Source organism: Chryseobacterium piperi, assembly GCF_002285635.2.
Classification (GTDB): domain Bacteria; phylum Bacteroidota; class Bacteroidia; order Flavobacteriales; family Weeksellaceae; genus Chryseobacterium; species Chryseobacterium piperi.
Genome location: NZ_CP023049.2, coordinates 2,476,565 through 2,494,390, shown reverse-complemented (window position 1 = coordinate 2,494,390; position 17,826 = coordinate 2,476,565). Strand labels below are relative to the sequence as shown.

The following is a 17,826-nucleotide window of genomic DNA, read 5'->3' as shown; positions in this document are numbered from 1 at the left end:
TTAAATTTCAGGTTCCTCATCTTCGTCTTCCTCTGTTGATGGGGAGCCTTCCCAATCCTTATTGTCAAATCTAAGGTTGTCATATGCCAGTAATTCCTCCTCACGTTGGAGGATTTCTTTTGTCGTAAATTGGAGAATTTCATCCTCTTCTTTGGCTTTAGCCAGCTTTCGGATGGAAGCTTTATCAATGGCCATAAATCGTTGACCGAGACGTCTGGCTGCGTACTTTCTCATCCCTGTTTCATGAAGTACATCAATAGCCATATCTACCGCTGTTCCCAATGTTTCACGATAAATATGATCAATGCCATTGTTGAGATAAGTATAAGCATCGAGCCTGTTTTTTGCTCTTACGAAGATCTTTACTTTAGGATAATGCTCCCGAACCAGATCAGCGATAAACATATTGTCATTGGCATCATCGAGGCAAAGAACGAGTACTTCGGCGTCTTCAATACCGGCAGCTCTTAAAGTCGGAATTCTGGTGGCATCCCCGTAATATACTTTGAATCCATAGCTCCTTAATAATTTTACCCGGTCAGAATCCCTGTCCAAAACGGTAGCAGGAATTTTATTGGCCTTAAGAAGACGTCCTACCGTACTTCCAAAATGACCAAAACCGACGATGATGATTTTCTTTTGGCTGACATCACTGTCAAGGATATTAAAATCATGCTCTTCTTCCGGTACTTCTTTAATGAATTTAGGAGTAATAAATCTATCGTTTATAATCAGGAGTAGAGGAGTAATACACATGGTAATAGCTGTAACCGCCATCATTTGAGCATTGAGTTCGGGAGTTAAAAGATACAGATCCGAAGTATAGTTGATAAGGACAAAGGCGAATTCTCCTACCTGAGAGAGCGCAAAAGCATAAAATAGGCTCTGTGGCGTATCAATCTTGAAAAACTTTCCAATTCCATAGAGCACAAAAAATTTTACAAATAAAACAGCAAATACGGTACTGAAAATGAATATGGGATCCTGTTGGATGATATTAAAGTTCATGGTCGAACCTACACTGACAAAGAAGACTGCCAGTAGCAATCCTTTGAACGGATCAATTTGCGCTTCCAGCTCATGACGAAACTCACTGTTGGCTAGCATCACTCCGGCAAGGAATGCTCCTAAAGCAGGAGAGAGACCAATAAGAATCATTAATTCTGAAACACCTATAACCAAAAATAAGGAAGAGGCTGTCAGTAATTCCGTCATTCCGGATTTTGAAATATATCTTAAAAACGGAACAAATACATATCTTCCCAACAAGATAAGAAAGGCTACGCCAAAGAGTACGGTACCCGCCTGAATCCATTCCGGAAGCTTGTGAATAATAACCTGTATTTCATTATCTTCATGATCTACTTTATAATGGGCTACAATAGGAAGAATGGCGAGAATAGGAATGACTGCGATATCCTGAAACAGTAAAGTTGAAAATGAAGCCTCACCTGCAGTTGTTTTCAGGTTATTCTTTTCTTGTAAAGTTTGTAAAACAATTGCGGTAGATGATAAAGCAAAACACATGGCTATGGCAATGGCTCTTTCGAATTGCCATCCGACACTGATAAAGACCAGGAATAAAAGAGAAATAGTCAGCAACATTTGAGTAAGGCCCAGCCCCACAATCTTTTTTCGCATTTCCCAGAATTTTTTAGGTTCCAGTTCCAGTCCAACTAAAAATAGAAGCATAATAACCCCGAATTCACTGGCGTGCATAATGTCATTAACATTCTTTCCGGTAAGTTTAAGCACATAGGGACCGATGATAATTCCTCCGGCAATATATCCGATTACTGAACTTAACCCAAATTTCCTTGCTAATGGAACCATGATAATGGCTACACCCAAAAAAAGTAAGGTATTCATTGCTAGAGTAGATTCCATGTGTATTTTAAATTCTATTGATTCAGAAGCTCCATAAATTCTTTCTTATGAAGGATAATTTCTTTTTTGGTCAGTTTATTGGCTTCGTAAACAATCTTTATATTTTTGATATTGGCTTTAAAAACATTTAGAGAAACAATCAACCCACTGATGAGCTCATCAATGGTATATTGGTAAGTTCCTGTTTTGGTAAAGGATCTTTCTTTCCCTCCTGTTGTTACCAGGATGTACACTTCTTTGCCTTCCAACGGATTATATTCTCCTTCTTTCAACCAGTCACGATCAAAAACTTCATCGATCCACAATCTCAATAAGGGAGGCATTCCAAACCAGATGATAGGAAACTGGAAGATGAAACGGTCATAGCTGTTCAGTCGTTTTCTTTCTCTGAATGCAGCAATGTGAAAATCCGGATAGTCTTCATAAAGATCACGAAGGGTAAAATGCTGATGGCGAACATAGAAATTAATTAGCTCTACATTCGAATTAGAGTGCTCCAGATACGGATGTGCAAAAACCACCAAAGTCTTTTTCATAACCCTGTTTTCAGTAAATATATTAAAAAAATAATGGATTACCCATAGTTTTCAGTGTGTTTTATAGATTTTTCTCTGTAGAAGTTAAATAAAAAAACAGCCAAAGAGATGACTGTTTTATATTTATATACTTTTTTTACCATCCTCCGGAAGCGCCACCGCCTCCAAAACTTCCACCTCCTCCGAAGCCGCCAAATCCACCTCCGGAACTGCCGCCACCAAATCCGCCACCGCCGAAGCTTCCCGGGAACGGAAAGAATCCGCCAGGATAGTTTCTACGTCCTCTTCTTGTAATGATGACGTCATCATCGTCATTGTTTCCGCCACCGCCACCTTTATTTCCAAATAAAATTACCAGGATAATAAAGATCACAAACGCAATGATAATAATTTTAGAAACGCTTCCACTTCCACCGGATTGATTGGCTACAGGTTTGAACTTTCCCTGTACCGCTTCCATAATAGCTGAGGTACCACCGTTGATACCTTCATACCATAGGCCCTGTTTGAATTTTGGGGTTACGATATAATCTAATATTTGCCCGGAGACCGATGCTGTCAGATATTGTTCTACTGCTCTTCCTTGCTGGATAGACATGGTTCTGTCTTGCGTGGCAATAAGAAAAACGACACCGTTATCTACTCCTTTTTTACCAATTCCCCATTGTTCACCAAACATGGTTGCCAGGAAGTTGATGTCCTGTCCTTTGGTGCTTGGAATGATAATGACTTCAATTTCCGTTGAGGTTGAATCTGCAAATTTAATCAGCTTATTATTAAGCGCATCTTTTTCCTGTTGTGAAAGAAGGTTAGCTTCATCATAAACCGGATATAAAACTGCAGGTTTTTTAGGAATGCTGTATTGTGCTGATACAATACTGTAAAAGCAAATGAATAAAAATGAAAATACTATTTTAAGAGAACGTAATTTCATTGGGGAGTTGATTGGGGTTTTCTCCTGTTATAGGAAAGTATTTTTTTAGTTCAAGACCAGTTTCAAGAATGGCACTTTTTAAAGCTTTATGATAATTTCCTTTTGCAAATTCAGAAGTAATAAAATCATGCAGATGATCCCAGTATTGCTGTTGTACTTTCTCATGAATTCCAATATCACCAATAATGGTAAGATACTTTTGTTCGAAATTGACGTGAAAAAGAACCGCATTTCTTTCCGCAGTTTTATGCATATCTAGTTTTTTAAAAACCTCCAATGCCGTTTCTGCATGCTGGATCTCCGTATTGGAGTCAATATGCACTCTAATTTCGCCTGTGGAATTTTCTTCCGCAGACTGAATAGCTTCCACAAGGGAAGCTATCTGCTGATTTGTTAGGAATTTGCTCATCATTCAGAGAAAACTTCAGGTGCTTTATTAGCTCCTGCTTCTGCCTTGAAGTAAGGCTTTTCTTTAAAGTTTGTGAAATTCGCCAAAATATTATTTGGAAAAGTTTTAATCGATGTATTGTAATCTTGTGCAGCTCCGTTATAGTAAACAGTTTCTGTTCTGATACTGTTTTCAATAGCTGTATATTCTCTTTGGAAGTTGATATACTGCTGATCCGCTTTTAAATTCGGGTAAGATTCTACAACAGCCATTAATCTGCTTAAGGCTCCTGATAATTCTCCCTGTGCAGCCTGGAACTTTGCAAGATCTGCTTCAGTCATATTGGTAGGATCAATATTAATGGAGGTTGCTTTAGAACGTGCTTCTACAACTTTGGTCAATGTTTCCTGCTCAAATTTTGAATAAGATTTTACTGTTCTTTCCAGATTAGGAATTAAGTTGGCTCTCTTCTGATAAACAGTTTCCACGTTAGACCACTTGGTATTAACGTTTTGTTCTTTGGTTACAAAATTATTATATCCGCTTTTTCCCCAGAAGAAGAGAACGGCAACAATAACAAGGAGAGCAATACCGATAGTTCCAGCGCTCAAACAGCCTTTATTTTTCATAGTTTATTTTTTTTAAATTTTTTGTGCTAATCAAATATACAAATTATGTGCTAATTTTGCAGAAAATAATTTTAATGACAACAATTGTGGTAGCAATGGGAGAGAAGAATGAAATTGGTTTTAACAACCAGTTGCTTTGGCATCTTCCTAAGGATTTAAAGCACTTTAAAGATTTAACTTCGGGACATCCGATCATCATGGGAAGAAAGACTTATGAAAGTATCGGAAAGCCGCTTCCCAATCGTACCAATATTGTAATTTCAAGAAAGAAGGACTGGTTTGAGGAAGGGATTCTAATTGTCGGAAGCATTAAAGAAGCTGTGAAATTCGCTAAGAAAATTGATGAAAATGTCTTTATTATCGGTGGTGGAAATATTTACGAACAGACAATAGATATGGCAGACAGGCTGGAGATAACTTTAGTAAAAGCTGATCTTGAAGCTGATACTTTCTTTCCAAAAATCAATGGAAAGGTCTGGAAGAAAGTGGATGAGATCTGCCATGAAAAAGACGAAAAAAATCAATATGATTTTTGCTTTCAGACTTTTGAAAAAATTAAGAGCGAGTAGTTGTGAAAATTCTAGCTTCCAACTTCTAGCTTCTCATCTCTAAATTCTTTATCTTTGCACTTCTAAATTTTAATAATGAATAAGTACGTAAAAATTGTAATCGCAGCACTTCTTATTATCGCAGGTCTTTATCTGATGTTCTTTACAAGAAGTTTAGGTTGGGGAATTGTTATATTTCTCCTAGCAGCATTGCCTATTTTTCTTTTCTTTAAAAATGAATATATCCTTTTGGCATTCTGGCAACTGAGAAAACAGAATATGGAAAAAGCGGTAACCCATTTGAATAAAATTACCAACTATCAAAATCAATTACACAAATCACAATACGGATATTTCCATTATCTGCAAGGGTTAACTTTAGCTCAGGAACACCCTACCAAGGTAGAGCCTTTAATGAAAAAAGCATTGGAATATGGATTGAACATGAAGCATGACAGAGCAATGGCTACATTAAATCTTGCTGCTTCTGCAATCTCCAAAGGAAGAAAACAAGAGGGACAAAAATTATTGGAAGAAGCTAAAAGATTAGATACAGCAGGAATGATGACTGATCAGATCAAAATGATGAAAGATCAGTTGAAAATGCCTTCTATGCAAAAACATATGCATAATCCTAATATGAGACAAAGAGGGAAATTTTTCTAACGAGAAATTCAAATACATAAAAAAGCACCTGAATAAGGTGCTTTTTTTATATTCTATAATTTACATTTCTGAGTTTTGATCATGACCATAAAACTTTGGAATCTGCCAATGGTATTTTACAGCTAAAGTCCGTATTCCTACAATCAGTAGAATAGTAAAGATCTGAATGAAAGTGTAGGACATATTGGTATATTTGGTCATTAACAGAAAAGCTGCACCTCCAACAATACATGCTGTTGCATAAATTTCTTTTCTAAAGATCAAAGGAATTCTGTTGAGTAAGATGTCTCTGATAATTCCCCCAAAACAACCGGTAATAGTTCCTAAACCAATACAGATTAAGGGGTGAATATTCACATTTAACCCTTTTTGGACACCAATAATGGTAAATAATCCAAGCCCGAAACTGTCAAAAATAAATAAGGTCACCCGGAAATTCTTTTCTAAAGACTTAAAAACCATAGTGAATATACTGGTGATGATAATAACAGCGCAGGTTAATAGATCATGCATCCAGAATACCGGTAGATCAAGAAGCAAATCCCTTACAGTTCCACCTCCCACAGAAGTTACAAACGCAATAATCAGAACCCCGAAAGGATCAAGACGCTTTTGCATGGCCGCAAAACTTCCCGACATCGAAAAGGCAATGGTTCCAAGCACTTCTATAATAAAGTTGAGCTGTTCGTGCATATACTATGAATAATGATTAATTGGTAATAAGTAATAGAAAATACGTAATTTATTTTTGAGATAAAGTGAATTTATATTTTGTCATAACCTTTACTAATTCGTCACATTCTGATTTTAATAATAAAATTTTTTCTGAATCTAAATATTCTAATTCTTCAATGATTTCAAGCCAAAGCTGTGTTTCATCAATCTCTTCCACAACAATACATATTTTGGCAAATCTTTCTTTTTCAGATCTGGCTCTTGACATTGCTCTGTAATTGGCAGCAACTGAAGTAGACGATCTTATAATCTGTTTTCTGATAACAGCAATGTCATCTGCGTAAGGTAATGAAGAAAGTGATTTAATAATAGCAATTGAAAAATCTTTAGTTCTTTCTCTAAAAGTTTGGTTAAAGTCCATACTACTATTATTACTCATTGCCCATTACTCATTACTTATTTTTCTACTCTTACTGAATCCGGAACCAGTAGTTCATATTCACCTCCGTGGTTAATGATTTCTCTTACAATACTACTGCTGATGAAAGATTTTCCTGATGAGGTAAGTAAGAATACGGTTTCTAATTTTTTATGAGCCAGGGTTCTGTTGGTATGAGCTATCGCTTTTTCAAATTCAAAATCTGCGGGATTTCTGAGACCACGGAGAATGAATTGAGCATTTTTCTCAAAACAGTAATCTACAGTAAGGCCTTCAAAGTAATCTACCTCCACATTGGGAAATTCTGAAACCGAATTTTGAATAAACTCCATCCGTTTCTCTAGAGGAAACATATATCTCTTTTGAGAGTTCTGTCCGATAGCAATAATCAGCTTATCGAAAAGAGGAGCTGCTCTTTCTATAATGTCATAATGTCCTAGGGTAATAGGATCGAAAGATCCTGGAAAAACAGCAATTTTCATATCAATTCGATTTTTTCGCTAATGCTTTTTCAACTTCATTTCCACAAAGATCCATAATGGAAATTCCATAATGTTTCGCCTGCTGAGGTAAAATACTTGCCGGAGAGAATCCAGGATTGGTATTCATTTCCAGCATATATGGAATGCCATCCATTAAAATATATTCGCTACGCGAAAAACCGCTCATCCCAAGAGAGTCATATGCCCGTTTTGAAATTTCCTCTACTCTTTTTGTCGTAGCTTCATCAATTCTTGCCGGGGTAATTTCTTCTGATGCGCCTTCATATTTAGCCTCATAATCAAAGAATTCATTTTGAGGAACAATTTCTGTAATCCCTAAAACAATAGTTTCTCCTTTAAAATCGATTACTCCCACAGAAACTTCCATTCCATCGAGGAAGCTTTCAATTAAAATTTCCTGATCTTCTTTAAAAGCAATTTCAGTAGCTGGCAGCAATTCAGACTTATCTTTCACTTTGGATATTCCAAGGGAAGATCCTGATTGGTTAGGTTTAACGAATAATGGAAGGCCAAGAACATCTACAATTTCATCTGCATTGATAGGGTCTCCTTTTTTCAGATAGACACTTTTTGCTGAAGGAATTCCATATTTTGCCAATACAGCTAAGGTATCTTTTTTATTGAATGTTAAAGCACTCTGATAAAAACTACATCCGGTATAGGTTTGGCCTATTGCATCCCAGTAAGCTTGGAGGATGCCATTTTCACCCGGTGTCCCGTGGATAATATTAAAGCAGACATCAAATTTTAATTGTTCATTATTCTCTAATGTTACAGAGAAGTCACCTCTGTTGATAGGGTATTCTTTATTATTTTGATCCAGAAAATACCACTTTTCTTTTAAAACAACTACTTTATAAACATCATATAGATCCCTGTCTAAAGAGTCATAAATTAATTGACCGCTTTTTAAAGAAACGACATATTCATCAGAATAGCCTCCCATAACTACGGCAACACTTTTTTTGCTCATAACCATATAGTATCAATTAAGGCAAATTTAATCATTTTATGTAATGCAATAAGGGAAAATTCAAAATTTTGAAGCCAAATATGAAATGTGTTAAATAAAAAGTACATTCTAAAATTATTAGCTATATTTGCCATATAATTAAAGTATTTTTAAGTATGCTTAAATCACTTTTCAATTGGAAAGTTTTGTTGAACTTGTTAGTAGCCATCGGTGTTTTTGTGGGGTTGGTATGGCTTACGTTTCGTTGGTTAGAATATCACACCAATCACGGTCAGGAAATACCGGTTCCCAATGTTGTTAATAGATCTGTACACGAAGCTGTCAAAATATTAGATGATGCCGGACTTGGTTATGAGGTAGATAGTGCTACTTATGATCCTAAATACAGACCTTTTCAGGTTCTTAAAATGTCACCATCACCTGGCTCTCATGTAAAAGATGGCCGGGCTATTCATTTAATGGTAAATCCTAGAAGCTGGGCTCCTGTCGCAGTTCCAGATGTTATTAATAAATATTCAGGATTAGCCTTCCAGAGAATAGATCAGGTTGGTTTGAAGGTAGGTGATACTATTTTTGAACCTAGTATCCAGAAAGATGCTATACTTAGAATATTATTTAAAGGAAATGTAGTGAAGCCGGGATCGTTGATTCCTAGATTTTCTACCATTGACCTGGTAGTAGGTTCCGGACCTATGAGAAATATTACCATTCCTAATGTGGTGGGGTATACTGTGAAAGATGCCCGTGCAGTTATTGCCAGAAGTTTATTTGAAGTAGGATTGGTAGAACATGAAGACGGAAGTAAGGATGAATCTGATATTATCTATTATCAGGATCCTGCTTCGGGAGATGTAAGGGACCAGGGAATGCAGATCGACCTTTGGGCTAGTAAGAAAACACCTGCTGAACTTCGATTCAAGATTGAAGAATTGAACTCGATATATCGTATGAAAGTGGATACTTCTCTTCCTCCGATACAATATCAGGAAGTTCCAATTCATCAGGAGCCTGTTTATGAACCAGCTCCGGTGCCAATTCATAAAAAAGAAGTTCCTAAAGTAGAACCGGCTAAGACGGAAGCTCCAAAAGCTGCTGCAACAAAACCGGTAACTACTGAAGCGAAGCCTAAAACGACGGACAATAAACCTAAAACTTCTACCAGTACTCCTTCGGGAAATAATACGGGAAGTAACAATAAGGCAGCGACTACTAGTCCTGCGCAACAACCGGCTCAAAAGCCTAAAGCTAAGAAAGTCGTAGTAGAATAAAAGTTATTTATTATAAAAAATATAGGCTTCAACTTATTATGTTGAAGCCTTTTGTGTAAAAAGTAAAAATCATGACAGAAGATAACGAAGATTTTTTAGATGAAGAATTATTAGATTCCAACAATATTGATATTGATGAGGAAAATAAAGGATTGTATGAGCATCTTAATATCACTGTTGACAAAAACCAGGAGCCTTTAAGAATAGATAAGTTCCTGTTAATTTACAGACAAAATTCTTCACGAAATAAAATTTCTCAAACCTGCAGAGCTGGAAATGTAGTAGTTAATGGAATTCCGGTAAAACAAAATTACAGAGTAAAACCGGGAGATCAGATTTCCGTTCTTCTTGCTCATCCGCCAAGAGAAAATGTAATTATTCCTCAGGATATTCCTATTAATATTATATATGAAGATGATGATTTGGCAGTGGTAGATAAAGAGCCAGGAATGGTGGTACATCCGGGCTTTGGAAATTGGGATGGTACCTTAGTAAATGCTTTGGCATTTCATTTTGCCAAAAATGGAGAAAAATCAGATTTAGATAGAGTAGGGCTTGTACATCGTATTGATAAAGATACCTCAGGACTGTTGGTAATTGCTAAAAACGAATATGCATTAAGCTTCCTCGCAAAACAATTTTTTGAAAGAAAGACCAAGCGATTGTATTGGGCTTTTGTCTGGGGTAATGTACAGGAAGACGAAGGAACCATAAAAGGACATATAGGCAGACATCCTAAGAATAGAATGCAGATGTCGGTTTATGAAGATGGAAGTCATGGGAAGCATGCCGTTACCCATTATAAAGTTCTCGAACGATTCAGATATATGACCTGGGTAGAGTGTAAACTGGAGACCGGAAGAACCCATCAGATCAGAGCTCATTTTAAACATATCGGCCACACTTTATTCAATGATGAAAGATATGAAGGACATACGCCGTTAAGAGGGGTTAATTTACCGAAATATAAGCAGTTTATTAAAAATGTTTTCGAAATTCTTCCTAGACATGCACTTCATGCCCACACTTTAGGATTTATACATCCGACGACAAAACAGGAATTATATTTTGAGAGCCCAATGCCTCAAGATATGGCGGATGCCGTAAAAAAATGGAGAAAATATTTAGAAAACTAAAAATATATTGAGATTTTTTTTATATTTGTTGAATTGAAATCAAGATTTGTTATGAGAAAACTATATGCTATAGTGTGTTTGGCTCTTTTGTCAAATGCATACAAAGCACAAGAAACATTACCATATTATCAACAATATCTTTTAGATGGTGAGTTTCTGTTCAACCCGGCACAATACGGTAAAACAGACTATGTTCAGCTCAACCTTAACTATCAACAACAATTTTCAAAATTTAACGAATCCCCTAATGTACAATCAATAGGGATCAATGCTAATATTTTTGACAGAGTTGGTGCAGGGATATCTGTTTTTAGAGATAGTAATGGGCCTATTTCTGCAGGTGGGATTACAGCGGGTGCTTCTTATTTTATCCCATTAAGTAGCGAGGGAGAAAGAAAAGACCAGTTCTCTTTTGGTACAAGCGTTAGTTTTTATAATATGAACTTTGATTATTCAAAACTTCACACAGAGGATGGATATGACCCATTATTAGAAGGAGAAAGAAATATTTTCATGGCTTATGCTAACTTTGGTTTGGCGGCTACCTTTAAAAATCTCTTCGGAGGAGTTTCTGTTAACGATATTGCTTTGACGAATGATGAATCTATTGTTAACGGACGTGAGCCGTCGCCAATTAAATTCTTCTTAAACTTAGGGTATGACTGGCATTTTGCAGACAATATGTATGTAACACCGTCTGTGTTGGTTAATTTAAATACCAATTCTACAAGAACAATTGATGGTAACCTAATGGCAACGTTTTTTAATGATATCAACTCATTCTCTTTCGGGGTAAGCTATAGAACAGTTCAAAACAGATTTGACAACCAGCAGTTAAGTATTTCACCGATTGTGAAAGTGAGATTTAATAAGTTTATGGTAGGAGCTACCTATAACCTTGGATTATCTGATATTCAGACGTATGGTGGTAATAGCTTTATGATTGGACTGGGTTATAATTTTGATAACTTCATTAATCATAGAGGATATAGATATTAATCAATTTAATTTAAATAAATTTGAGCTCTGATTTTTTCAGAGCTTTTTTTATGATTTATATTCACATTCCTTTCTGCAAACAGAAATGCAGTTATTGTAATTTTCATTTCTCCACATCTTTGCAATCTAAAGATGAAATGCTTTCTGCTATGAAGAAAGAGATCTTTCTGAGAAAAGATGAACTGCAGAATAAAACTCTTCAGTCTCTTTACTTTGGAGGTGGGACTCCTTCTATTCTTTCAGGTGATGAAATCAACTCCTTAGTCGATGAGGTTTTGAAATATTTTAGTTTTGAAAAAGATATAGAAATTACACTGGAGGCGAATCCGGATGATTTAGATAAGGACTTTCTTAAAGACTTGTCCAAATCGCCTGTTAATCGCTTGTCAATTGGGACGCAGAGCTTTTTTGATGAAGATCTTAAACTAATGAATCGTGCTCATAATGCATCAGAAGCCGAAGGTTCTATTAAAAGGGCACAGGATTTTGGATTTGAAAATTTAAGTATTGATTTGATTTATGGTTCCCCGACCTCTAACCTGGAGATCTGGAAAGAAAATTTAAATAAGACCATAGCTCTGGAAGTTCCTCATATTTCTTCATATGCATTGACGGTAGAGCCTAAAACTGCCTTAAATGACTGGATTTTGAAAGGGAAAGTTGCCAATCCCAAGGAAGAAGAACAAAACAAAGAGTTCTATTATCTTTCAGACTTTTTAAAAGATCACGGATTTGATCACTATGAGGTTTCTAATTTTGCAAAACCAGGCTTTTATTCCAGACATAATTCTTCGTATTGGAAGTACAAAGAATATTTAGGAATCGGTCCCTCTGCTCATTCTTATAACGGATATGATGTAAGGAGCTGGAATGTTGCTAATAATCAGCAATACATTAAAAAATTGAATTCAAACCTATTGGCTAAGGAATCGGAAATCCTTTCCCAGGAAGACCAGTTTAATGAAATGATGATGATCGGTTTGAGGACAATGTGGGGCGTAGATCTGGGGAGTTTAAACAGCAAGTTCCCGGAAGAGTTTTTACAAAAATCTCAAAATGAAATTCAACAGAAAATATCAGAGGGTATTTTAATCGTTGAAAATAATCATTTAAAAATTCCTGAAAAACATTGGTTTATGGCAGACGGGATTGCTTCAGATTTGTTCTTGATTTGATATAAAGTCTTGGTGAAATACTCATAAAATTCATTAATTTTGTATAAAATTTCAACTCATTTGAAAACGAAGAAACAAGACTATTCTCATCTTTCACCCAAACAGCCTATCGGAATTTTTGATAGTGGAGTGGGAGGTTTAACGGTCGCTAAAGAAATAAAAAGACTTCTTCCTAATGAAGATCTCATCTATTTTGGAGATACCAAGCATCTTCCTTACGGTGAGAAATCACGGGAGGCTATTATTGAGTATTCTACAAAAATTACTAATTTTTTGCTGGAGCAAAATTGTAAAGCTATTGTTATTGCCTGTAATACGGCTACGGCGAATGCTTTGAATGAGGTAATGCAGTCGGTTGCCGGAAAAGTGCCGGTGATTGATGTTATTAATCCTGTAGCTGAAAAAGTGTCATATGAAATTCATAATAATGTAGGCGTGATTGCTACTAAAGCCACTGTTAATTCAGGGTTGTATAAAAAGAGCATCCGAAAACATAACAAATGGATTAAAGTAGATGAATTGGCCACGCCTTTATTGGTACCTGCTATTGAAGAAGGATTTAAAAATCATCCTATTACCCATGCTATTATTTACAATTATTTAAGCAATAGTAAATTAAAAAATATTGAAACATTAATTCTGGGATGTACGCATTATCCACTATTGATTGATGAGATTAAGCAGTACTATGGAAACCGTGTACGTGTTATTGATTCCCCTAATATTGTTGCTAATCATTTGAAGATTATTCTGGATAAATATAATCTATTGAATGATCAGAATGCAAAACCCAACTATCATTTTTATCTGTCGGATCTTACCAAAAACTTTGAGAAGATATCTAAGAAGTTTTTTGGGAAAAGTATCGATCTCGAGCTAAAAGTATTATAAAAAAAAAGCTGTTTCAAAATTTGAAACAGCTTTTTTTTTATATACTCCAATTCATACAAGAATTAAATTTCCTGATTGTTGGTTTCCTCTTTATTAGGTTCAAAAAAACTGAAACTGACATTTCCGTATTTTCTGGTATCGATCAGATTAGGATGATCAAACTTTAGACGACTCTGGTGCTCTACAATCAGAACTCCGTTTTCTTTCAGATATTTATTGTTCAGTACCAGAGAAATGATCTCGTAATATTTTTTTTCCTCCGTCTCAAAAGGGGCATCGGAAAAAACAATTTCGAAGGACTTTTTATTTCTGAATTTTTTTAACCAGTCTGTGACATCACCTCTTTGTACATTAATTTGCACAGTCATGTCCAGTTCTGCAGCTGTAGAATTAATAAATCCTGTATGTTTAGGGTTCATTTCTACAGATGTTACATCCTTGCATCCTCTTGAAGCAAATTCCAGGGAAATAGAGCCGATACCTGCAAAAAGATCCAGTACTGAAATTGATTGCATATCGTATTTATTTTCCAAAATACTAAACAGAGCTTCCTTTGCAAAGTCTGTTGTTGGCCTTACGTCAAAGTTTCTGGGAGCAGCTATTTTTTTGGCTTTCCATTTGCCTGCGATGATTCTATACATGTTGTTTAGGTGTTAGATTGTAGGTAATGGGTAGCAGTTTCAGGAACGAAAACCTATCTTCTGCAACCTGCGACCTAATTTAATATGAAATTCTTATTAGGAATATTATCGAATACAATTTTCAGGTTCTTAACGAACTTTTGCAATTCAGAGATGAAGGTCTCATTTTCGGTTGTTTCTCCATATGCATAAAAATAGGTTTCATTAATTCCAAAACCAATTTTACTCAGGGTAAACATAATGAAATACAGAAAGTCAACTTCCGAATTGACATCAAGATTATTATATAGGATAAGCTTTTTATTGTCAATAGCAAAAAACTCACACTGATTGTGATAAAGGTTAATGTGAATTTCTTTATTGTTTTTGTTGTTAATTGAATTCAGAAACTTTTCTCCTGAAAAATTGAAATGAACGGGAACTGCCAGCTCTTTTATTTTTTTGTAGAAATCTTTGGGAAATGTGTAATAAAACTGTGCTCTGAATTTCTTATTAAGAGAAAGCATCAGCTCTTCATTTTCCTTATCAACGGGTGCATTGAATGCAATCAGGTCATATCCGGCCTCATGATCCGAAAATCCTTCCGGCATCAATGTAAAGTGATTGAGAGCAGAGATAACAGATATTTCATCAAATCTTTGCTTGATTAAAACTTCCTCCAATTTGTCAGCAATGAAATCTTTTGGAGACTCTTCAGTAACGAAATAAGATTTTTCTTCCAAAATGCTTTTATTTCTCGCAATCTGGTAGATTAATCCATCTTTGGTAAAAAGTAAATTAAGTACGTTCATAATTCAATTGATGCAAATTTAGTGAAATTCTACCATTACCGCACCTGATTGATGGTGAAGTATTTCCTTATTATAAAAATCAAGCTGTGTTTGACTTTCCAAAACGTCAAAAACCATTCTCTGTAAAACACCATCTCCAATTCCATGAACAATTTCAAGTCTTTTGATATGGTTTTTTCTGCAAAAGGCAATCACTTCCAGGAGCTTTTCCTTTTGAATAAAAAGTCTTTCAAAGCCATCATAATCATTGGGGTTTTTAACCAGGTTATGGAAATGTAAATCTAAGATCAGAGCATTTTTCTGATGTTTTTTCGAAATCGTTTTTTGGGGTTCTGCTTTTTTCACCACTTTGATATTTTCATACAAAGAGGAGTTTTTAGGCACCAGCTTTTCTTTGGGGTATTGATGGGTAAAACCGTATTCATCTTTTAATACGACTATATTTCCATTTACGGAAGTGATTACTCCGCTTAAATCTTCGTCTACTACAGAAACGTTATCACCGATTTTCATTCTTTCTTTATTTCGGTCCTAATTCAATGATCTCAAGATCTTTTACTTCGTCATGATCTACTACAAAGCGCATCATCGTTCTCGTTTTGTGCCATCCCTGTTTTCCACAAGCACCTGGATTAAGGTGGAGCAGGTTATTTTTAGATTCAAACATGGCTTTTAAAATATGGGAATGCCCTGATATAAATAATTTTGGCGCCTTTTCTGTAATTTCTTTTTTGGCCAAAGGTGTATACTTCCCGGGGTAACCACCGATATGGATCATTAAAACTTCCAGGTTTTCGCAGAAAAAACGATTTACTTCAGGAAACTCAGAACGGATTTTCGCATTGTCAATATTTCCATAGACTCCTTTTAGCGGCTTGATTTTTTCTAGTTGTTCGATAATTTCAAAACTTCCAAAGTCACCACAATGCCAAATTTCATCTGCCTGTCTGGCATATTCTAAAATCCGATCATCAATATAGGAGTGAGAGTCTGAAAGGAGAAGGACTTTTGTCATTTTTTTTGTTCGATTATATAAATAGTAATTTACTAAATTCCGGATTAGTGATCCTGTTTTTAATTTAAAGTTCAAATTTACTTAATAAATGTCGAATTGATTAACTTTGAGAAAATTTAAAAAATAATGAACCAGAAACTTTCTTTTCTCATTTTTCTATTCACAGTCGGCTTATTCAGTGCTCAGGTTGAAGAAAAAAAGCTTGATGAATTAATCCAGAATACCATAAAAACTTTTGAAGTTCCGGGAATGTCTGTAGGGATTATCAAAGACGGAAAATTAATTTACTCAAAAGGATTTGGTGTACGTTCTTTAACGACGAAACAGCCCATGGATGAAAATACTTTAGTAGGTATTGCTTCCAATTCCAAAGGCTTTACCTGTACCGCGCTGGCTATTTTAGCTGATGAAGGTAAGCTGAACTGGGACGATAAAGTTTCAAAATACATTCCGGAATTCCAGATGTATGATTCTTACGTTTCAAAAAATGTTACAATAAAAGACTTGGTTACTCATAGAGCCGGATTAGGTCTGGGACAGGGAGACTTAATGTTTTTTCCTGAAGGAGGTAGTTTAACGGTCAATGACATCGTTCATAATGTCAGATATCTGAAGCCTGAAAATCCTTTCAGAACTACTTTAGATTACAATAATATTATGTTTATCGTTGCGGGTGAGGTGATTCACCGTATTTCAGGATTAAGCTGGGCAGAGTTTGTTGAACAAAGAATCATGAAGCCTGTAGGAATGACTGCGAGTTTCGGAAGCTATAACAGGGCTAAATCTATCAATAATAAAATTGATGCCCACGCGCCGGCAGACGGAAAAGTAATAGCAGTCCCTCATGACTGGAATGAAACGGGAAATGCGGCTGGAGGTATTATGAGTAATATCAAAGATATGACTACCTGGGCAGAATGTCTTCTGAATAATTTTACAACAAAAGATGGGAAGAAATTAGTTTCAGATAAACAAGTCCAACAACTTTGGAGTTTGCAGATTCCTAGTGGAGTAGCTATGAAAAATCCATATGATACGAGCTTCTACGGATACGGAATGGGATGGTTTTTAAGTGATGTTAAAGGACATAAGCAAATTCAGCATACGGGTGGCCTGATCGGGACTGTGACTCAGTTTACCTTAATTCCGGATTTGAAATTGGGTATTGTTGTATTGACCAACCAACAGTCAGGAGCGGCTTTTAATACGGTTACCAATACTGTAAAAGACTCTTATTTGGGAGTTTCAGATAGAAACTGGCTGAAAACTTATGGAGACAGGATGGCTAAAATGAACGCTGAATATGAGAAGCAAAAGAAAGAAGCATTTGCCAAATCTGATTCGTTTAAAAAAGATAAAAACCTACAGCCTAAAGCAGAGCAGTTTGTAGGGACATATAATGATGTCTGGTTTGGTGATGTTGAAATTGCTCAGCAAGGAAATAGCTATAGAATTTCATGTAAAAATTCACCGAGGTTGAAAGGTGAATTATTACCTTATTCCAATAATAGCTTCATCATTAAATGGGATGACAGAAGCTATGATGCAGATGCTTATATTATTTTTAATTATGACGAAAATGGTAAAGCGGAATCAGCCAGATTAAAACCTATTTCCGATGTTACAGATTTTAGTTTCGATTTTGATGATCTGGATTTGCAAAGAAAATAACAAATCTAAAACATAGAGTTTGTGTCTCTGAATTAAATACTAGCATGTTAAATAAAAAAAG

The 17,826-nt window shown here is 35.6% G+C and carries 21 protein-coding genes; 8 read left to right on the top strand and 13 right to left on the bottom strand.

Features of this window, described 5'->3' with window-relative positions:
* The 5 genes from CJF12_RS10875 to CJF12_RS10855 form a co-directional block, all read right to left on the bottom strand.
* Nucleotides 1-1,887, bottom strand: a complete 1,887-nt coding sequence (locus CJF12_RS10875) for a monovalent cation:proton antiporter-2 (CPA2) family protein (RefSeq protein WP_034686715.1) — start codon at nt 1,885-1,887, stop codon at nt 1-3.
* A gap of 14 nt (nt 1,888-1,901) precedes the next feature.
* Nucleotides 1,902-2,423, bottom strand: a complete 522-nt coding sequence (locus CJF12_RS10870) for an NAD(P)H-dependent oxidoreductase (RefSeq protein WP_034686717.1) — start codon at nt 2,421-2,423, stop codon at nt 1,902-1,904.
* 136 nt (nt 2,424-2,559) lie between these two features.
* Complete coding sequence (locus CJF12_RS10865; RefSeq protein WP_034686719.1) at nt 2,560-3,357, bottom strand: TPM domain-containing protein; 798 nt, start codon at nt 3,355-3,357, stop codon at nt 2,560-2,562.
* Nucleotides 3,338-3,769, bottom strand: a complete 432-nt coding sequence (locus CJF12_RS10860; RefSeq protein ID WP_034686721.1) for a TPM domain-containing protein — start codon at nt 3,767-3,769, stop codon at nt 3,338-3,340. The genes CJF12_RS10865 and CJF12_RS10860 overlap by 20 nt, the downstream gene beginning before the upstream one ends.
* Entirely contained in the window at nt 3,766-4,374 is a 609-nt protein-coding gene (locus tag CJF12_RS10855) for a LemA family protein (RefSeq protein WP_034686725.1), read from the bottom strand. The genes CJF12_RS10860 and CJF12_RS10855 overlap by 4 nt, the downstream gene beginning before the upstream one ends.
* A gap of 74 nt (nt 4,375-4,448) precedes the next feature.
* Here CJF12_RS10855 and CJF12_RS10850 point away from each other — a divergent pair, with 74 nt between their 5' ends.
* Both CJF12_RS10850 and CJF12_RS10845 read left to right on the top strand, forming a co-directional pair.
* Nucleotides 4,449-4,943 carry a dihydrofolate reductase gene (locus CJF12_RS10850; RefSeq protein WP_034686727.1) on the top strand — a complete coding sequence of 165 codons (495 nt, stop codon included), beginning with the start codon at nt 4,449-4,451 and terminating at the stop codon, nt 4,941-4,943.
* Nucleotides 4,944-5,018: 75 nt separating this feature from the next.
* A complete protein-coding gene (locus CJF12_RS10845; RefSeq protein ID WP_034686730.1) occupies nt 5,019-5,588 on the top strand; it encodes a hypothetical protein in 570 nt (189 codons plus the stop codon).
* Between the two features lie 60 nt (nt 5,589-5,648).
* On the opposite strand, the gene CJF12_RS10840 is transcribed toward CJF12_RS10845, so the two are convergent.
* The 4 genes from CJF12_RS10840 to CJF12_RS10825 are packed head-to-tail and all read right to left on the bottom strand — an operon-like array spanning nt 5,649 to nt 8,178.
* Entirely contained in the window at nt 5,649-6,281 is a 633-nt protein-coding gene (locus CJF12_RS10840; RefSeq protein ID WP_034686732.1) for a trimeric intracellular cation channel family protein, read from the bottom strand.
* A 49-nt stretch (nt 6,282-6,330) separates the two neighbouring features.
* The gene (locus CJF12_RS10835; protein WP_034686734.1) at nt 6,331-6,684 is read right to left on the bottom strand and encodes a four helix bundle protein; all 354 of its coding nucleotides are present in this window, start codon (nt 6,682-6,684) and stop codon (nt 6,331-6,333) included.
* Between the two features lie 35 nt (nt 6,685-6,719).
* A complete protein-coding gene (coaD, locus tag CJF12_RS10830) occupies nt 6,720-7,184 on the bottom strand; it encodes a pantetheine-phosphate adenylyltransferase (protein ID WP_034686736.1) in 465 nt (154 codons plus the stop codon).
* Nucleotide 7,185: 1 nt separating this feature from the next.
* Nucleotides 7,186-8,178, bottom strand: coding sequence for a D-alanine--D-alanine ligase (locus tag CJF12_RS10825; RefSeq protein WP_034686738.1), 993 nt, complete (start codon nt 8,176-8,178; stop codon nt 7,186-7,188).
* A gap of 155 nt (nt 8,179-8,333) precedes the next feature.
* Here CJF12_RS10825 and CJF12_RS10820 point away from each other — a divergent pair, with 155 nt between their 5' ends.
* The 5 genes from CJF12_RS10820 (at nt 8,334) to murI (ending at nt 13,647) form a co-directional block, all read left to right on the top strand.
* A complete protein-coding gene (locus CJF12_RS10820) occupies nt 8,334-9,446 on the top strand; it encodes a PASTA domain-containing protein (protein ID WP_034686740.1) in 1,113 nt (370 codons plus the stop codon).
* A gap of 71 nt (nt 9,447-9,517) precedes the next feature.
* The gene (locus CJF12_RS10815; protein ID WP_034686743.1) at nt 9,518-10,582 is read left to right on the top strand and encodes an RluA family pseudouridine synthase; all 1,065 of its coding nucleotides are present in this window, start codon (nt 9,518-9,520) and stop codon (nt 10,580-10,582) included.
* A gap of 51 nt (nt 10,583-10,633) precedes the next feature.
* Entirely contained in the window at nt 10,634-11,581 is a 948-nt protein-coding gene (locus CJF12_RS10810; RefSeq protein ID WP_034686746.1) for a PorP/SprF family type IX secretion system membrane protein, read from the top strand.
* A gap of 50 nt (nt 11,582-11,631) precedes the next feature.
* Complete coding sequence (gene hemW, locus CJF12_RS10805; RefSeq protein WP_084675677.1) at nt 11,632-12,756, top strand: radical SAM family heme chaperone HemW; 1,125 nt, start codon at nt 11,632-11,634, stop codon at nt 12,754-12,756.
* A gap of 60 nt (nt 12,757-12,816) precedes the next feature.
* Complete coding sequence (murI, locus tag CJF12_RS10800; RefSeq protein ID WP_034686751.1) at nt 12,817-13,647, top strand: glutamate racemase; 831 nt, start codon at nt 12,817-12,819, stop codon at nt 13,645-13,647.
* A gap of 62 nt (nt 13,648-13,709) precedes the next feature.
* On the opposite strand, the gene CJF12_RS10795 is transcribed toward murI, so the two are convergent.
* The 4 genes from CJF12_RS10795 to CJF12_RS10780 form a co-directional block, all read right to left on the bottom strand.
* Nucleotides 13,710-14,288 (bottom strand): RsmD family RNA methyltransferase, encoded by a 579-nt coding sequence (locus tag CJF12_RS10795; protein ID WP_034686753.1) that lies wholly within the window; start codon nt 14,286-14,288, stop codon nt 13,710-13,712.
* A gap of 74 nt (nt 14,289-14,362) precedes the next feature.
* On the bottom strand, nt 14,363-15,079 hold the full coding sequence (locus tag CJF12_RS10790; RefSeq protein WP_034686756.1) for a DUF3822 family protein: 717 nt from the start codon (nt 15,077-15,079) through the stop codon (nt 14,363-14,365).
* An 18-nt stretch (nt 15,080-15,097) separates the two neighbouring features.
* Nucleotides 15,098-15,592: a Smr/MutS family protein gene (locus tag CJF12_RS10785; RefSeq protein WP_034686758.1), complete on the bottom strand. Its 495-nt coding sequence runs from the start codon at nt 15,590-15,592 to the stop codon at nt 15,098-15,100.
* 7 nt (nt 15,593-15,599) lie between these two features.
* Entirely contained in the window at nt 15,600-16,094 is a 495-nt protein-coding gene (locus tag CJF12_RS10780; RefSeq protein ID WP_034686760.1) for a metallophosphoesterase family protein, read from the bottom strand.
* Between the two features lie 126 nt (nt 16,095-16,220).
* On the opposite strand from CJF12_RS10780, the gene CJF12_RS10775 reads away from it, so the two are divergent.
* Nucleotides 16,221-17,765 carry a serine hydrolase gene (locus CJF12_RS10775; RefSeq protein ID WP_034686763.1) on the top strand — a complete coding sequence of 515 codons (1,545 nt, stop codon included), beginning with the start codon at nt 16,221-16,223 and terminating at the stop codon, nt 17,763-17,765.
* Nucleotides 17,766-17,826 lie beyond the last annotated feature (61 nt).

Bases quoted from the DNA above. Each gene is read 5' to 3' on its own strand.
- CJF12_RS10775 (WP_034686763.1), top strand. From the start codon at position 16,221: ATGAACCAGAAACTTTCTTTTCTCATTTTTCTATTCACAGTCGGCTTA.
- CJF12_RS10860 (WP_034686721.1), bottom strand. From the start codon at position 3,769: ATGATGAGCAAATTCCTAACAAATCAGCAGATAGCTTCCCTTGTGGAA.
- hemW (WP_084675677.1), top strand. From the start codon at position 11,632: ATGATTTATATTCACATTCCTTTCTGCAAACAGAAATGCAGTTATTGT.
- CJF12_RS10845 (WP_034686730.1), top strand. From the start codon at position 5,019: ATGAATAAGTACGTAAAAATTGTAATCGCAGCACTTCTTATTATCGCA.
- CJF12_RS10835 (WP_034686734.1), bottom strand. From the start codon at position 6,684: ATGGACTTTAACCAAACTTTTAGAGAAAGAACTAAAGATTTTTCAATT.
- CJF12_RS10820 (WP_034686740.1), top strand. From the start codon at position 8,334: ATGCTTAAATCACTTTTCAATTGGAAAGTTTTGTTGAACTTGTTAGTA.
- CJF12_RS10870 (WP_034686717.1), bottom strand. From the start codon at position 2,423: ATGAAAAAGACTTTGGTGGTTTTTGCACATCCGTATCTGGAGCACTCT.
- CJF12_RS10825 (WP_034686738.1), bottom strand. From the start codon at position 8,178: ATGAGCAAAAAAAGTGTTGCCGTAGTTATGGGAGGCTATTCTGATGAA.
- CJF12_RS10875 (WP_034686715.1), bottom strand. From the start codon at position 1,887: ATGGAATCTACTCTAGCAATGAATACCTTACTTTTTTTGGGTGTAGCC.
- CJF12_RS10865 (WP_034686719.1), bottom strand. From the start codon at position 3,357: ATGAAATTACGTTCTCTTAAAATAGTATTTTCATTTTTATTCATTTGC.
- CJF12_RS10810 (WP_034686746.1), top strand. From the start codon at position 10,634: ATGAGAAAACTATATGCTATAGTGTGTTTGGCTCTTTTGTCAAATGCA.
- CJF12_RS10855 (WP_034686725.1), bottom strand. From the start codon at position 4,374: ATGAAAAATAAAGGCTGTTTGAGCGCTGGAACTATCGGTATTGCTCTC.
- CJF12_RS10785 (WP_034686758.1), bottom strand. From the start codon at position 15,592: ATGAAAATCGGTGATAACGTTTCTGTAGTAGACGAAGATTTAAGCGGA.
- CJF12_RS10780 (WP_034686760.1), bottom strand. From the start codon at position 16,094: ATGACAAAAGTCCTTCTCCTTTCAGACTCTCACTCCTATATTGATGAT.
- CJF12_RS10795 (WP_034686753.1), bottom strand. From the start codon at position 14,288: ATGTATAGAATCATCGCAGGCAAATGGAAAGCCAAAAAAATAGCTGCT.
- CJF12_RS10790 (WP_034686756.1), bottom strand. From the start codon at position 15,079: ATGAACGTACTTAATTTACTTTTTACCAAAGATGGATTAATCTACCAG.
- coaD (WP_034686736.1), bottom strand. From the start codon at position 7,184: ATGAAAATTGCTGTTTTTCCAGGATCTTTCGATCCTATTACCCTAGGA.
- CJF12_RS10815 (WP_034686743.1), top strand. From the start codon at position 9,518: ATGACAGAAGATAACGAAGATTTTTTAGATGAAGAATTATTAGATTCC.
- CJF12_RS10850 (WP_034686727.1), top strand. From the start codon at position 4,449: ATGACAACAATTGTGGTAGCAATGGGAGAGAAGAATGAAATTGGTTTT.
- CJF12_RS10840 (WP_034686732.1), bottom strand. From the start codon at position 6,281: ATGCACGAACAGCTCAACTTTATTATAGAAGTGCTTGGAACCATTGCC.